The 15,872-nt window shown below is 69.6% G+C and carries 12 protein-coding genes; 4 read left to right on the top strand and 8 right to left on the bottom strand.

The genetic code is table 11. The annotated features are described in order from the left end of the window. Positions 1-8: 8 nt before the first annotated feature. On the bottom strand, positions 9-692 hold the full coding sequence (locus IEW87_RS06515) for a uracil-DNA glycosylase (RefSeq protein WP_188711453.1): 684 nt from the start codon (positions 690-692) through the stop codon (positions 9-11). Further along, a complete protein-coding gene (locus tag IEW87_RS06510; RefSeq protein ID WP_188711452.1) occupies positions 689-1,462 on the bottom strand; it encodes an SDR family oxidoreductase in 774 nt (257 codons plus the stop codon). Before IEW87_RS06510 ends, IEW87_RS06515 begins: the two co-directional genes overlap by 4 nt. A 110-nt stretch (positions 1,463-1,572) precedes the next feature. On the opposite strand from IEW87_RS06510, the gene IEW87_RS06505 reads away from it, so the two are divergent. Continuing rightward, positions 1,573-2,874, top strand: a complete 1,302-nt coding sequence (locus IEW87_RS06505) for a bifunctional o-acetylhomoserine/o-acetylserine sulfhydrylase (protein ID WP_188711451.1) — start codon at positions 1,573-1,575, stop codon at positions 2,872-2,874. A gap of 344 nt (positions 2,875-3,218) precedes the next feature. Next, positions 3,219-4,424 carry a homoserine O-acetyltransferase MetX gene (gene metX / locus IEW87_RS06500; RefSeq protein WP_188711450.1) on the top strand — a complete coding sequence of 402 codons (1,206 nt, stop codon included), beginning with the start codon at positions 3,219-3,221 and terminating at the stop codon, positions 4,422-4,424. Between the two features lie 124 nt (positions 4,425-4,548). Here the strand turns inward: metX and IEW87_RS06495 are convergent, their stop codons facing one another. From IEW87_RS06495 to IEW87_RS06475, 5 genes are read right to left on the bottom strand one after another with little or no spacing between them, the layout of a single operon-like run. Then, the gene (locus tag IEW87_RS06495; RefSeq protein ID WP_229730993.1) at positions 4,549-5,769 is read right to left on the bottom strand and encodes an MFS transporter; all 1,221 of its coding nucleotides are present in this window, start codon (positions 5,767-5,769) and stop codon (positions 4,549-4,551) included. Positions 5,770-5,797: 28 nt separating this feature from the next. Then, a complete protein-coding gene (locus tag IEW87_RS06490; RefSeq protein ID WP_188711449.1) occupies positions 5,798-6,100 on the bottom strand; it encodes a thiamine-binding protein in 303 nt (100 codons plus the stop codon). Positions 6,101-6,108: 8 nt separating this feature from the next. Next, on the bottom strand, positions 6,109-7,293 hold the full coding sequence (locus IEW87_RS06485; protein WP_229730991.1) for a glycosyltransferase 87 family protein: 1,185 nt from the start codon (positions 7,291-7,293) through the stop codon (positions 6,109-6,111). Then, positions 7,290-8,177 (bottom strand): ADP-dependent NAD(P)H-hydrate dehydratase, encoded by an 888-nt coding sequence (locus IEW87_RS06480; RefSeq protein ID WP_188711448.1) that lies wholly within the window; start codon positions 8,175-8,177, stop codon positions 7,290-7,292. Before IEW87_RS06480 ends, IEW87_RS06485 begins: the two co-directional genes overlap by 4 nt. A 32-nt stretch (positions 8,178-8,209) precedes the next feature. Next, the gene (locus IEW87_RS06475; RefSeq protein WP_373285095.1) at positions 8,210-11,941 is read right to left on the bottom strand and encodes a multifunctional oxoglutarate decarboxylase/oxoglutarate dehydrogenase thiamine pyrophosphate-binding subunit/dihydrolipoyllysine-residue succinyltransferase subunit; all 3,732 of its coding nucleotides are present in this window, start codon (positions 11,939-11,941) and stop codon (positions 8,210-8,212) included. A gap of 209 nt (positions 11,942-12,150) precedes the next feature. Between IEW87_RS06475 and IEW87_RS06470 the strand changes: the two genes are divergently transcribed. Continuing rightward, the gene (locus IEW87_RS06470; protein ID WP_188711447.1) at positions 12,151-13,488 is read left to right on the top strand and encodes a hemolysin family protein; all 1,338 of its coding nucleotides are present in this window, start codon (positions 12,151-12,153) and stop codon (positions 13,486-13,488) included. Continuing rightward, the gene (locus IEW87_RS06465) at positions 13,485-14,534 is read left to right on the top strand and encodes a hemolysin family protein (RefSeq protein ID WP_188711446.1); all 1,050 of its coding nucleotides are present in this window, start codon (positions 13,485-13,487) and stop codon (positions 14,532-14,534) included. The genes IEW87_RS06470 and IEW87_RS06465 overlap by 4 nt, the downstream gene beginning before the upstream one ends. Before the next feature lie 42 nt (positions 14,535-14,576). Here the strand turns inward: IEW87_RS06465 and IEW87_RS06460 are convergent, their stop codons facing one another. Next, positions 14,577-15,869, bottom strand: a complete 1,293-nt coding sequence (locus IEW87_RS06460) for a GNAT family N-acetyltransferase (protein WP_188711445.1) — start codon at positions 15,867-15,869, stop codon at positions 14,577-14,579. Positions 15,870-15,872: the final 3 nt, after the last annotated feature.

Genomic DNA, 15,872 nt, shown 5'->3' with positions numbered 1-15,872 from the left:
GTGGCCCGTCAGCGCACGCGCCAGTCGACCGGATCCGCCCCCTGCTCGGCCAACAGGGCGTTGGCGCGCGAGAAGGGCCGGGATCCGAAGAACCCGCGGTGCGCAGACAGCGGCGACGGGTGGGGCGACTCGATGCGCGGCACCGAGCCGAGCAGCGGAGCGAGGCTGCGGGCGTGCGCTCCCCAGAGGATCGCGACGAGCGGGCGGTCGCGGGCGGCGAGCGCGCGGATGGCGTGCTCGGTGATGCCCTCCCAGCCCCAGCCGCGGTGCGACGCCGGCTGCCCGGGCGACACCGTCAGCACGCGGTTGAGGAGCATGACGCCCTGGTCTGCCCACGCACTGAGATCGCCGTGCTCGGGGGCGGCGATGCCGAGATCGGTGCGCATCTCGGTGTAGATGTTGGCGAGGCTGCGCGGTACGGGGCGCACGTCGCGCTCGACGGCGAAGGAGAGGCCGACGGCGTGGCCGGGGGTCGGGTACGGGTCCTGCCCGACGATGAGCACCTTGACCTCGTCGAGTGGTCGCTCGAACGCACGCAGAACGTGGGATCCCGCGGGCAGATACGGCTGGCCCCCGGCGCGGAGCCGCTCGCCGATCGCCGCGATGTCGTCACCCACGGGGGCGAGCGCGTCGGCCCAACCGCGGTCGATGAGGCCCGCCGCAGCGAGACTCGGCAGGCTCCGGTCGGTCATGGGGTGCGGGGGGCGAGCGGTCCGCGGTGCAGCAGGTGCTGGGCGGCCTGCGCGACCGGCCGCATCGTGATGAGGTCGAGGTTGACGTGGCCGGGGAGCCCGAGCGTGTAGGCGATGACCCCGGCGACGTCGTCGGCCGTGAGGGGCGCTTCGACGCCGTCGTAGACCGCGTCGGCCGCAGCGGCGTCGCCGAGGCGGGTGAGCGAGAACTCCTCGGTCTTCACCATGCCGGGGGCGATCTCGAGCACGCGGATCGGCTCGCCGACGAGCTCGTGGCGCAGTGCGTCGACGAGCATCGACTCCCCCGCCTTCGCCGCGTTGTATCCGCCGCCTCCGGGGTACGCGACCTGAGCGGCCGTCGACGTGAGAAAGAGGAGATCCGCGTGGGTGTCGCCGTCGGCTGCCGTGCGCCGCAGCTGCGGCAGGAGGGCCTTCGTCAGGCGCTGCGCCGAGAGCGTGTTGCGCTTGTACATCGCCAGCCAGCCGTCGCTGTCGCCGTCCTCAACGCGGTCCGCTCCGAGCGCGCCGCCCGCGATGTGCACGAGCGAGTGGACGGGCCCGGCTCCGACGTACTCGGCGAGCGCGTCGACGTCGGCCTGCTGCGTCAGGTCGGCCGCGAACGCGTCGGCGCCGGTCTCGGCGGCCAGCTTCTCGAGGCGTTCGGCGCGGCGTGCGACGCCGACGACCTCCCACCCGGCCCCGCGGAGGGCGGCCGCCGTCGCCCACCCGATGCCCGAACTCGCTCCCGTGACAATCGCGCGTCTCATCATGGCTCCAGGCTACTGCCGCCGTGTGACGTCGGGTTTCCGGGGGCTTGGCGGCCCGACACGCCGGTCGTATGGTCGAAGGAACGTAGTTCTCACCCGACCGAGAGGCACTCATGAGCGACTCCGCGAACTGGAAGTTCGAAACCCAGCAGATCCACGCCGGTGCACAGCCCGACCCGACCACGGGTTCGCGCGCGACGCCGCTCTACCAGACGACGGCGTACGTCTTCAAGGACGCCGACCACGCGGCGAACCTGTTCGCGCTGACCGAGGTCGGCAACATCTACACGCGCATCATGAACCCGACGACCGACGTCGCCGAGAAGCGCATCGCGGCGCTCGAGGGCGGTAGCGGCGCGCTGGTTGTGGCGAGCGGGCAGGCGGCGGAGACGTTCGCGGTGCTCAACATCGCGCAGGCCGGTGACCACATCGTCTCGTCGAGCGCGATCTACGGCGGCACCTTCAACCTGTTCAAGTACACGCTCGCGAAGCTCGGCATCGAGACGACGTTCGTCGAGAACCAGGACGACCTCGACGAGTGGCGCCGCGCCGTTCGCCCGAACACGAAGCTGTTCTTCGCCGAGACGATCGGCAACCCGCAGGCGAACGTCCTCGACATCCGCGGCGTCGCCGACGTCGCACACGAGAACGGCGTGCCGCTCATCGCGGACAACACGGTCGCGACCCCCTACCTGATCCGTCCGTTCGAGCACGGCGCCGACATCGTCGTGCACTCGGCGACGAAGTTCCTCTCGGGCCACGGCACGATCGTCGCGGGTGCTGTCGTCGACGGCGGCACGTTCCCCTGGTCGCAGCACGCCGACCGCTTCCCTGGCCTGACCGAGCCGGACCCCTCGTACCACGGGGTCAGCTACACGGGCGTGCTCGGCGACGAGATCGCGTTCGTCATGAAGGCGCGCGTGCAGCTGCTGCGCGACCTCGGATCCGCCGCGGCGCCCAACAACTCGTGGCAGCTCATCCAGGGCATCGAGACGCTCTCGCTGCGCATGGAGCGTCACGTGCAGAACACGCAGGCGATCGCCGAGTGGCTCGAGCGCCACCCGGACGTCGCGAGCGTGAACTACTCGGGTCTGCCCTCCTCGCCGTGGTACGAGGCCGCACAGAAGTACGCGCCGAACGGGCAGGGCGCCGTGCTCTCGTTTGAGCTCAAGGGCGGCGTCGACGCCGGTCGCGCCTTCGTGAACTCGCTCAGCCTGTTCAGCCACCTCGCCAACATCGGCGACGTGCGCTCGCTCGTGATCCACCCGGCCTCGACGACGCACTCGCAGCTGAGCCCCGAGGAGCAGCTCGCGGCCGGCGTCACGCCGGGCCTCGTGCGGCTCTCGGTCGGTCTCGAGAACATCGACGACCTCACCGCGGACCTCGACCAGGCGTTCGCCACCGCCCGCGCCTAACGCTCGCAGGAACACGTGTGGGGCCCGGACACTCGTCCGGGCCCCACACGCATCCCCAAGAGCACCCCCACCCTCCCCGTCGCACCTGTCCCCAGCGCGGAAGCGGAGCGACCCGCCTCGGTCCGGCCGCTGACCCGTGCCACGCGAACCCGACGCGCTAATCAGGAGCGGAGCGATCCGCCCTCGCCAGGCCGCTGGCTCGGGCCTGGCGGGCGCGCGACGCAGGAGAGCGCGGGATCGCGGCCTGGCGAGGGCGGATCGCGCAGCGGCCGTCACGCGCCATTCGTAACTCAGCCAGAGCGAGAAACAGGCGCGGACTCCCAACCTCCGGCAGAATGGACGAGATGGACTGGCAGATCTCCGAAGACACGGTGCCGTCGGCTCCGGTGACGGAGGCCGACACGCGCCTCATGGCTGGGCGCCCGCCGGCGACGGGTGCGTGGCAGGACGGCGACCCGGTCGGCAATCGCCACTTCGCGTGGCTCGGTGCGTTCACGACGGAGCGCGGCGACACGCTGCCCCAGCTGCGCTTGGCCTACGAGACCTGGGGCGAGCTCAACGCGGATGGCTCGAACGCCGTGCTGATCCTGCACGCGTTCACGGGCGACAGTCACGTCATCGGCGAGGCCGGCCCCGGCCACCCGACGGCGGGCTGGTGGGAGGACATCGTCGGTCCGGGCAAGGCCATCGACACGGATGAGCTGTTCGTGGTCGCGCCGAACATCCTCGGCGGCTGCCAGGGGTCCCTCGGCCCCGCGAGCATCCACCCCGACGGCGACCACTGGGCATCGCGCTTCCCGTACGTGACGACGCGTGACCAGGTCGACGCGCAGCGCGTGCTCGCGGATCACCTCGGCATCGGCGCGTGGCATGCCGTGATCGGCGGATCGATGGGCGGCATGCACGCGATCGAGTGGGCGGTCACTCACCCGGAACGCGTCGCGCGGCTGGGCGTGATCGCGGCGCCGCCGTACAACACGGCCGATCAGATCGCGCTGAACTCGACGCAGCTCGAGGCGATCCAGATCGATCCCGGCTTCGCGGGCGGAGACTTCTACGAGGCGGACCCGGGTGAGGGCCCGCACCGCGGTCTCGCGCTGGCGCGGCGGATGGCGATGCTGAACTACCGCGGCATCGTCGAGCTCAACAAGCGCTTCCAGCGGTCGTGGCAGTCGGGCGTGAGCCCGCTCGGGCACGGCGGGCGGTTCGCGGTCGAGTCGTACCTCGACTTCCACGGCAACAAGTTCACGCGCCGGTTCGACGCGAACACGTACATCCGTCTGGTCGAGGCAATGGACTCGCATGACGTGGGCCGCGATCGCGGCGGCGTCGAGGATGCGCTGGCGCGTGTCACGGCGCGGACGCTCGTCGTCGGCATCGACACCGACCGGCTGTTCCCCATCGAGGGGCAGCATCGGATCGCGCGGGGCGTGTCCACGACGATCCACGGGGACGACGCGATCGTCATCACGAGCGATTTCGGCCACGACGGCTTCCTCATCGAGACCGACGTCCTCGGCCACCACCTGCGCACCCTGATGGCGGAATAGCATTCGCTGAACGTCGGGAAATCTCGCGAGATCCGCCACAAACGGGAGATCTCTCGAGATGCTCGGCGAATTTCGAGATGCCCGGCGAACCCGATCCGCGAACGAGGCCCGGCGAACCGGACCGCTATGCGGGCGCCGGCGCCGGACGCCGGTCCAGCGCGAGCGACCACGCCGCGATCCCGACGCCGGCGACCGACAGCACGACGCCGAGCCACGCGGGCGCCGCGTAGCCGAAACCGGCGGCGATGACGACGCCGCCGAATGCCGCGCCGACGCTGTTGCCGATGTTGAGCGCGGAGTGGTTCAGTGCGGCGCCGATGGACTGGTAGGAGCCGGCGACGTCGAGCAGCCGCAGCTGCACGGACGGCACGGTGATCTGACTCAGCACGCCGAAGACGAACAGCGCGATGACGAGCGCCACCGGCCACGCCGACAGCGCGCCGACCAGAGCGGATCCGACCGCGACGGCGCACAGCCCGAACAGGAGGGTGCGCTCGACGCTGATGTCGGCGAGCCGTCCGCCGAGTACGTTGCCGAACACCATCCCGAGGCCGATCGACATGAGCGCGATCGGCACGGCCCATTCTGGTCCGCCCGCGGCCTCGGTCATGAGTGTCGCGATGTAGCTGTAGATCGAGAAGAACGCGCCGAATCCGACGGCGCCGAGCAGCACGGTCATCCACACCTGCGGAATGCGGAAGATGCCGAGTTCCTGGAGGAAGGATCGCCCGCGGTCGCCGGGGCGGGCGGGAATGTGTCGCGCGCACATGATGAGGGCGAGGACGAATACGAGCACCACGACGGCGTACGCCGCACGCCATCCGAGGTGCTGGCCGAGGAAGGTGCCGCCCGGAACCCCCACGACGTTCGCGACAGTGAGGCCGGTCATCACCATGGCCACACCCCAGCCACGGCGGCTCGCCCCGAGGATCTCGCTCGCGACGATCGTCGTCATCCCGAAGTAGGCGCCGTGCGGCAGGCCGGAGAGAAAACGGGTCGCGGCGGCGAGCTCGAACGTCGGCGCGATCACGGTCAGGAGATTGCCGACCAGCAGCGCCGCGATGAGCAGGATCATGACCCGATTGCGCGGGTAGCGCGTGACGATGGCGGCGATCGTGGGGGCGCCGACCACGACGCCGAGCGCGTACAGGCTGATGAGGATCCCGGCGCGCGCGATCCCCTCTTCTGGGTGCGCGGCCATGAGCGTCGGCAGCAGGTCGTCGGCGATGCCGGGCAGCAGCCCCATCGAGACGAACTCCGTCATGCCGATGCCGAATGCACCGATGGCCATAGAGAGGAGCGCCATCGTCGCCGCACCCCTCGACACGGGGGTCGAGGTAGTCACCCGACAAGTGTAGGTGACGAGGCAGGGGTCAGCCGTCGATCGCGGTCTCCAAGCGCTCGATCTTGCCGTCGAGTTCGCCGGTGTAGCCCGGGCGGATGTCGGCCTTCAGCACAAGCGAGACGCGGGATCCATAGGGAGCGACCGCGTCTGTCGCGCGCTTGACGACGGCCATCACCTCGTCCCACTCCCCCTCGATCTCGGTGAACATCGACGAGGTGCGGTTCGGAAGCCCGGAGTCGCGGACGATCTTCACGGCCTCGGCAACGGCGTCGTGGACGGATCCGTCCGCGCGACCGGTGCCGGATGGGGCGACGGAGAAGGCGACGATCATGGGGGCTCCTAAGATGGTGTCGGCGTTCGGATCAAGCGGATCACGGCCCAGGCGCCGAGAGCGATGATGATCACGTTGCGCGCTCCCAGGACCGCTGTCGCCAGCGTATCGCTCATGAGGATCAGGTGATACGTCACGGGGTAGACGACGTGCGTAAGGGCCGCGGCGATGAGCGCCAGCAGCGCCGGGCCCCAGGCGCGGGCGCGATCCCACGCGATCCAGAGCACGAGGGGTGGGATCAGCCAGGTCTGGAACTGCGGGGAACCGACCTTGTTGAAGACGATGAGGACGATGACGAGCGCGAGCGCGAGCGGCGGCAGCACGCGGACGACCGGCGATCCGCTGCGGATCCGCCACACGCCCGCTGCCGCGACGGCGAGCGCCGCGACGGCCATCAGCGGCGTCAGTGCGGCGGCGACCTCGACGACGCCCCGGCCCGAGACCTGGTAGGTCAGGATCTCGGTGTCGTAGGCGATCGTCGCGTCGCCCGCCCCGAGGACGAAGGGCGTGGCGGCGATCGCCTCGATCTGCAGCCCGCGCGCGCCCTGCGTCGTGATGAATCCGAGGAGGTGCTCCGCGTCGCCCGCGAGAGAGACGACAGCGATGACGACAGCGGAGACCGCGGCGCCGCCGGCGATGATCCGCCAGCGGCCGCGCACGGAGACGACGAGCGCGGCGACGAGCGCGGCCGGCCACACCTTGATCCAGGTCGCCGCGCCCACGAGGGCGCCGGCGACGACAGGGTGACGGATCGCGGCGAGCAGACCGAGAATCGCGATCGGCACGGTGATCGCATCGAGCCGGAACAAGGCGATCGGGCCGAGGACCGCGGTGAATGCGGCCCAGTACACACCTGCCGCGAGCCGCGGCCGGCTGGATCCGCGACCGACGAGGACGCCGAACGCGACGGCATTGACGATCGCGACGAGAACGGCCCAGGCGAGCGGATACGTCGGGAACCACACGAGCGTCTGGGCGAGCACCATCGGCGCGAGCGCAAGCGGCGGGTACACCCACGGGTCCGTCACGCCCATGATGGCCTGGCCGCTCAGGGCGAGTTCGCTCCACGGCTCGTAGACGAGGTAGGTGTCGCCCATCGGCTGGTTCGGCCAGAGCCACCCCAGGGCGATCGACACCGCGTGCGCGAGGAGGAACGCCGCCCACACCGCGGCGAGACGGGTGTGGCGCGTCACGCAGAGGCCTCCGCGAACGCGTGCGGGAGGGCCTCCGCGACGTCGAGGGCCGTGATCGGGCCGCCGTGCCGGGCGGCGATCTGGCCCGCTGTGCCCTGCAGCCAGGCGCCGGTCGCGGCGATCGGTCCGAGATCCTCCACGTCGATCTCTTCCTCGGCCGCGGCGACGGCGCCCGCCAAGACGGATCCGATCGCGCCCGCGAGGACGTCTCCGGTGCCCGCGGTGGCGAGCCACGGCGTTCCGGCGCGCACGACGGTCCACCAGCCGCCGGGGGTCCCGACGATCGTCTCCGCCCCCTTCAGCAGCACGACGCCGCCAAGTGCGACGGCTGTCTCGCGCACGACGAGGAGGCGCTCGGGGAAATCGCCGGCAAGTCGTTCCGCGAGCGGATCCACGTCGATGTCGTCGACGCCGAGGCCGAGCGGGATGCGCACCTCGCGCAGCTCCCCCGCGTGCGGCGTCACGACGAACGGACCGTGCGCTCGCGGGGCGAGGTCGAGCGCGCCCGCATCGATGACGGTTGGCGCCGGCGAGGCGAGCATCCGCTCGATCGCCCGCGTGACCTGATCGGTGCGCGTGCGCGCGTCGATCCCGCTGCCGACCACGACCGCGTCGGTGCGTCCCGCTCCCATCACCGTCTCCGGACGCTGCTGGAGCACCAACCGCCCGACGTCGGCCTCGCCGAACCAGCGCACCATGCCGATCCCGGTCCGCCACGCGCCCTCGACCGAGAGCACCGCGGCGCCCGGGTACGCCGAGCTGCCCGTGAGCATCAGCACGGATCCGCGTGAGTACTTGTGGTCGTCGCGCGACGGCGTTCGGAGCACCTCGCGCGCGTCAGCGCCCGTCCATTCGTCCTCGTGCCATCCGTATCCGCCGGGCATGCGGCCACACTATCGGCCGCACCAAGCGTCCGTCAGCGTCCGAGCGCTCGCTTCATGAGCGCCGTGTGCTCGACGGCGTGCACCTTCGACGATCCGGTCGACGGCGCGGCGGCTGCCGGGCGCGACACGACCGAGATGGTGCGGCCCACCTGGTGGTCCACCCACTGGGTGATGAACGGCCACGCGCCCTGGTTCTCGGGCTCGTCTTGGACCCACACGATCTCCGCGTTCGGGTACTGCACGAGCACCTGCTCGAGCTCGTCCACCGGAGTCGGGTAGAACTGCTCGACACGCACGAGGGCGATCGACGGATCCGGGTTCTTCTGCAGCTCGCTGGCGAGATCCCAGTGGATCTTGCCGGAGTGCAACAGCACGCGCGTGATCTTCGAGCGGTCGATGTCGCGCTGGTCGTCAAGGACCGGTTCGAACGCGCCCTCGGCGAAGTCCGCCACCTCGCTCGTCGCGCCGCGCAGGCGCAGCATCGCCTTCGGCGTGAACACGACCAGCGGACGGCGCGGACGCGAGTATGCGTGACGGCGCAGCAGGTGGAAGTACGACGCGGGTGTCGAGGGCCGCGCCACGGTCATGTTGTCCTGCGCGCACAGCTGCAGGAAGCGCTCGATGCGCGCCGACGAGTGGTCGGGACCCTGTCCCTCATACCCGTGCGGGAGGAGCATTACGACGCCCGATTCCTGTCCCCACTTCTGCTCGGCCGAGGAGACGAACTCGTCGATGATCGACTGCGCGCCGTTGACGAAGTCGCCGAACTGCGCCTCCCACAGCACGAGAGCGTTCTTTTTCTCGACCGAGTAGCCGTACTCGAACCCGAGCGCCGCGTACTCGCTGAGGAGCGAGTCGTAGACACTGAACCGTGCCTGGTTCTCGGCGAGGTTCGACAGCGGCAGCCACTCCTGGCCGTTGACGCGGTCGTGGAACACGGCGTGGCGCTGCACGAAGGTGCCGCGGCGCGCGTCCTGGCCGACGAGGCGCACGGTCGTACCCTCGAGCAGCAGCGATCCGAACGCCAGCAGCTCGCCGAACGCCCAGTCGATCTTGCCGCTGCGGCTCATCTCGACGCGCTTGTCGAGCAGCTGCTTGAGCTTCGCGTGCACCGTGAAGCCCTCGGGAATGTTGGCGTGCGCGTCGCCGACCTGCTCGACGACGGAGGCACCGACGCCTGTGGCCTCCGGCGCCCCCTCGATGCCCGGCTTCATCTGCTCGGGCGTGAGGACAGGAATCGACCCGGTCTCTGCCGCGTGGGTCTCCGCGAACGCCACCTCGAGTCGGTTCTGGAAGTCGGCCTTCGCCGCCTCGTACTCCTCCTCGGTGATGTCGCCGCGACCGACGAGCGCCTGCGTGTAGAGGCGGCGCACCGAGCGCTTCGCCTCGATCAGGCCGTACATGAGCGGCTGCGTCATCGAGGGGTCGTCGCCCTCGTTGTGGCCGCGGCGGCGGTAGCAGATCAGGTCGATCACGATGTCGCGGTGGAACTTCTGGCGGTACTCGAAGGCGAGCTCCGCCGCGCGTACGACCGACTCGGGGTCGTCGCCGTTCACGTGGAGAACGGGCGCATCGATCGTCTTGGCGACGTCGGTGGCGTAGTACGACGTGCGAGCATCCTGCGGCAGCGTCGTGAAGCCGACCTGGTTGTTGACCACGACGTGGATCGTGCCGCCCGTGCGGTAGGCGCGGAGCCCGGACATCTGCATCGTCTCGAAGACGACGCCCTGGCCGGCGAATGCCGCATCACCGTGGACGAGGATCGGCAGCCACGGGAACGTGCCGCTCTCGAAGCGGTCCTGCTTCGCGCGCACGATGCCCTCGAGCACGCCGTCGACGGTCTCGAGGTGCGAGGGGTTCGCGGCGAGGTAGATGTCGATCTCGCGGCCGTCGGATCCTCGGAAGGAGCCCTCGGTGCCGAGGTGATACTTCACGTCACCGGATCCGCGCTTGTTGCCGGCGAGCGCTCCCTCGAACTCGCTGAACACGTCGCCGTACGTCTTGCCGGCGATGTTGGTGAGCACGTTGAGGCGGCCGCGGTGGGCCATGCCGATCGCGGCGCCTTCCATGCCCTCCATCGAGGCACCGTCGATGATCCGGTCCAGCAACGGAATGAGCGATTCGCCGCCCTCCAGCGAGAAGCGCTTCTGTCCGACGTACTTCGTCTGCAGAAAGGTCTCGAAGGCCTCGGCCTGGTTGAGCTTGCCGAGGATCCGCAGCTGCTCGTCGTGGTGCGGCTTCTCATACGGCCGCTCGAGCTTCAGCTGGAACCACTCGCGCTGCTCATAGTCACGGATGTGCATGTACTCGATGCCGATCGTGCGGCAGTACGTGTCGCGCAGCACGCCGAGGATGTCACGCAGCTTGGCCTGGCGCTTGCCGCCGAACCCACCCGTGACGAACTCACGTTCGAGGTCCCAGAACGACAGCCCGTGCGACTCGATCTCGAGGTCGTGGTGCTCGCGCTGCACATACGCGAGCGGGTCGATGTCGGCCATCAGGTGGCCGCGCACACGGTAGGCGTTGATCAGCTTCTGCACGCGGGCGGTCTTGTCGACGCGTTCCGAGATGTCGACCGAGACGTCGGGGGTCCACCGGATCGGCGCGTACGGGATCCGCAGCGCCGCGAAGATGTCCTCGTAGAAGTGATCGGAGCCGAGCAGCAGCTGGTGGACGATCTTCAGGAACTCCCCGGATCCGGCCCCCTGGATCACGCGGTGGTCGTACGTGCTCGTGAGCGTGATGGTCTTGCCGATCGCCATCTCGTTCAGCGTCTTCTGGCTCGCCCCGGCGAACTCGGCCGGGTAGTCGAGAGCGCCGGCGCCGATGATGCAGCCCTGCCCCTTCATGAGGCGAGGGACGGAGTGGACCGTGCCGATGCCGCCGGGGTTGGTGAGCGACACGGTCGTGCCGGCGAAGTCGGACGCCGTGAGCTTGTTCGCCCGGGCGCGCGTCACGAGATCCTCGTAGGCGGCGAGGTACTCGTTGAACGTAAGCGTGTCGGCCTTCTTGATGCTCGGCACCATGAGGGCGCGCGTGCCATCCGGCTTCGGGAGGTCGATCGCGATGCCGAGGTTGACGTGGGCCGGCGCGACGACGCTGGGCTTGCCGTCGATCTCGTCGTAGTAGACGTTCTGGCTCGGGAACGACTTCAGCGCCTGGATGAGGGCCCAGCCGATGACGTGCGTGAACGAGATCTTGCCGCCGCGCGTGCGCGACATGTGGTTGTTGATGACGATGCGATTGTCGATCATCAGCTTCGCCGGGATCGTCCGCACCGAGGTCGCGGTCGGCACCGAGAGCGACTGGTCCATGTTCCGCGCGAGCGTGCGGGACAGGCCCTTGAGCGCGGTGACCTTGTCTTCCTGTGCGTCGTCTTCGGTCTCGGAACGTGCGCTCTGCGGTTCAGCGGGCGTCGGAGCGGGGGCCGCGGGCTTCGCCGTGGTCTTCGCGACCGGCTGCGTCGACGTCGATGTCTTGTCTGCGGCGGATCCAGCCGACTCCGACGTGGACTGTCGCTGCGTCTGCGCGGACGCCTGCGGCTTCTGCGCGGGAGCCGACTTCTTCTGCTCTGAGACCGTTCCGTTCTGCTCGGCCTCGTAGCGCTCCATCACCGGCCACCATTCCTTGTCGACGGCGTTCTTGTCGAGCTTGTACTGCTGGTAGAGCTCATCGACGAGCCACTGATTGGCTCCGAAGTCCCCCTCGCTCGACGTACCGACACCCGTCCCCTGACTCGACACGGCCAGATCGCCCACTTTCATCGATGAATGTTGCTCGTCGCATGCGCCGAAACCTCGACGCGATCCGTGTTCCAGCGTATCCCACGTGATCCTGGGTTCTCCCGGGAACGCGGCACGAAATTGCCATATGATCGAGGGATCATGGACGACCCTCCTAGTAGCAGATCCGAGTCCGACCCCGCACGACATCGTCCGTGCCGTGACAGAGGGGCGGGTGCGGAGCAGTCGTGATGGACTGGATCATGCTGGGCGTCGGCCTGCTGCTCATCCTCGGCACCGGCGTCTTCGTCGCCAGTGAGTTCGCCCTCGTCAACCTCGATCGCGCGGATCTCGAAGCCCGCCGGGATCGCGGCGAAGCGCGACTCACGATGACGATCAGCGCCCTGCGAAAGACCTCCACCCACCTCTCATCCGCGCAGCTGGGCATCACGCTCACGACGCTGCTGACCGGCTACACGATGGAACCCGCCCTGTCGCGGTTCCTCGCACCAGCATTCGAGAGCTGGCTGCCCGAACCGACCGTCGCCGCCATCAGCGTCGTCATCAGCATGACGATCGCGACGATCCTGTCGATGATCATCGGCGAGCTGATTCCCAAGAACTTCGCGCTCGCCCTGCCACTCGCGACCGCCAAGGTCGTGGCCCCTTTGCAGATCGCGTTCACGGCGGTCTTCCGCCCGGCGGTCGCCGGCCTGAACGGGAGCGCGAACGCGTTCATCCGCATGCTCGGCATCGAGCCGCAGGAGGAGTTGTCCGGCGCGCGCTCGGCGGAGGAGCTCTCCAGCCTCGTGCGCCACAGCGCGCTCGCCGGGATGCTCGAGAAGGACACCGCGACGCTGCTCGACCGCTCGCTGCGCTTCACGCGCCTGTCCGCGGGCGACGTCATGACGCCGCGCCCCCGTATGCACGCGATCGGCGTCGGCGAGCCGGCCGACGCGGTGATCGACCTCGCCCGCGAGACCGGGCTCAGCCGATTTCCCGTGTACGACGACGACCTCGACGACATCGTGGGGATCGTGCATCTGAAGGCAGCCGTCAGCGTGCCGCGCGAGAAGCGACACGACGTTCCCGTCGGCGCGCTCCGCACCGAGCCGCTGCGGGTGCCCGATACGGTGCGTCTCGACCAGCTGCTCGCCGAGCTGCGCACCCGCGGCTACCAGATGGCCATCGTCGTCGACGAATACGGCGGGACGGCGGGCGTCGCCACGCTCGAGGATCTCGTGGAGGAGATTGTCGGCGAGGTCGCGGACGAACACGACCGGCGTCGGGCCGATGTCGTCCGCCACGTCGACTCCGTCACCTTCCCGGGGCAGCTGCGACCCGATGAGGTCGAGGAGCGCGCGGCCGTGGAGGTGCCGGAGTCCGATGACTACGACACCGTCGGCGGATACATCATGAGCGCGCTCGAGCGCGTTCCGGACGTGGGAGACACGGTGCGCGTGGAGCACGGCTCGCTTGAGGTCATAAGCATGGACGGTCGCCGCGTCGATCGCGTGCGCTTCATCCCGGATCCGCTGCCGGCCGGCGCCGAAACCGCGAACGAGCGCACGGACGGGGGTGCGCGATGAGCGACTGGGCTGGACTTGCCTGGCTAGTGGTGCTGCTGATCGCCAACGCCTTCTTCGTCGGCGCCGAGTTCGCCGTCATCTCGGCGAAGCGCTCGCAGATCGAGCCGCGCGCCGACAAGGGCTCGCGTGCCGCGAAGACTGCGCTGTACGCGATGGAGCACGCGACGCTCATGCTCGCGACGAGCCAGCTCGGCATCACGATCTGTTCGCTGCTGATTCTCAACGTCTCGGAGCCCGCGCTGCACCACCTCCTGCTCGGGCCGCTCGAACTGACAGGACTCGGCGAGGCGGCGATCGACACGGTGTCGTTCCTGATCGCGCTCATCATCGTGTCGTACCTGCACGTCGTCTTCGGCGAGATGGTCGCGAAGAACCTCGCGTTCAGCATTCCCGACCGCGCGGTGCTCCTGCTCGCGCCGCCGCTCGTGTTCGTCTCGAAGGTGTTCCACCCGGTCATCTGGGTTCTCAACGGTCTCGCGAACGGCTTCCTGCGCCTCGTCGGTGTCGAGCCGAAGAACGAGGCGAACGCGACGTTCACGCTCGACGAGGTCGCCACCATCGTCAGCCAGTCGCGGCGGGAGGGTGTGCTCGAAGACATGTCGGGGACGGTCGCTGCGGCGCTCGAGTTCACGAACAAACGGGTGGGCGATGTGGCGGTGCCGCTCGAGCGGATCATCATGCTGCCCGAGTCGGTCACGCCCGCCGAGGTGGAGCGCGCCGTCGCGACGCATGGCTACTCGCGCTACATCATCGCCGACGGCGCCGACGAGCCCATCGGCTACGTGCATCTCAAGGACGTGCTGCGGTCGGCCGAGCACGCGCATGTCGAAGAGCCCGTGCCCGGTAAGCGGATCCACCACATGGTGCCCGTGAGCGAGTCGACCGAGCTCGAGGACGCCCTGGCGCTGATGCGCCAGCAGGGACGCCACCTCGCGCGGGTGCGCGACAAGGACGGCCGCACCGTGTCGGTGCTCTTCCTCGAGGATGTGATCGAGGAGCTGATCGGCGAGGTGCACGACGCCACCGAGCGCTCGCGCCGCCGGTGACGCTGCGGTCCGCGGGCGGCGACCTCTCGCCGCCCGCGGACGTCAGTAGACGATCGAGAGGTGCGGCGCCGTCGGCGCGCGCAGCGCATCGGAGAGCGCGCGGATCTTCGCCCCATCGCCCGTCACCCGACCAGCAGCCTGCAGCGCTTCGAGCGGAACGCCGCCGAGATAGGCGGCCGACAGCGCGCCCACGTCCAGCGTGATGTCGGTGCGCTCCCCCTCATCGAGCGGCTCGACCCGCACGCCGTCGGCACCCAGCTGCGCAACAGTCCACGCGCCGTCGGCGAGGCCGAGCGGATCTGTGACCGCGAGGCGCACGCCGAAGGCACCCGACATCGAGCGGGCGGCGAGCGCCGCCGGAACGTCGAGGATCCGGAGCCAGCCGTGGTCGCGGACACGCTGCTCGACGCCGCGACGGTCGTGCACCTGCCAGCCGATCGGGTCATCGACCGGTTGCAGGCTCGCCTCGACCGTGTCGATGAGATCGTAGGAGATCGCGAAGCGCCACAATGCGGCGCGAGCGTCCGGCGTCGCGGCGATGAGGTGGTTCACGCGGAACGTGTGCCGGTCGCGCGACGGCCCGTCGACGATCTCGAAGGCGAGGGATCCGACGAGCTCGCCAGCCGAGTCGACGGCGCGCACACCACGGATCCGTCGGGGCTCGGTCGCACCGGGGACGACACGCGCGATCTCACGCCACCGGCGCGGCCAGCCCGCGATGTCGCCGATGCGGTCGCCGCGCGTGCGCTCGTGGAGAGCGTCGAGGTCGTCGGCGAGCTGGTCCCGGTCGACGAACAGCACGCGGGCGGACGGTTCGTGGGGCCCCCACCCGGCGCGCGCGGTATCGATCGTCACCCGAGCGACCGCCGTCGCCGGGGCGAACCCGTATCGACCATAGATGGTCGCCTCGGTGACCGTCAGGCCCGCAATCGCGAACCCGGCGCCGGCGGCCGCGCGCAGCTCGCCCTCGAGCATGTTGCGCGCGATGCCGCGGCGACGATGCGTCGCCGCGACGGTGACCCCGCTGATCGCCCACATCGGCATCTCTCCGCCGGGCACCGTGAGGCTGGTCCCCCACGAGCATTCGGTGGCGACGGGAAGCGGCTGCACGGCCTCGCGGTCGTAGACGGCGATGATGCGACGCTCGCCCTGTGCAGCGAGCTCGTCGGCGACGACCTCGTCGGTTGGCTCGGCGTCGATGAACCCGCGGTGCTCGGCGCGCAGAAAGTCGGCGACGTCGTCGCCGGAGATCACACGATAGTCGAGCCCGCGGTGAGCGAGTCGCTCCGTCGAGAGCGGGTCGGCCGGGACGGTACGGGCGTCAGCGATATCCACCGG

The organism is Microbacterium faecale, assembly GCF_014640975.1.
GTDB classification, from domain to species: Bacteria; Actinomycetota; Actinomycetes; order Actinomycetales; family Microbacteriaceae; genus Microbacterium; species Microbacterium faecale.
This window is presented reverse-complemented; position numbering and strand designations above follow the sequence as displayed.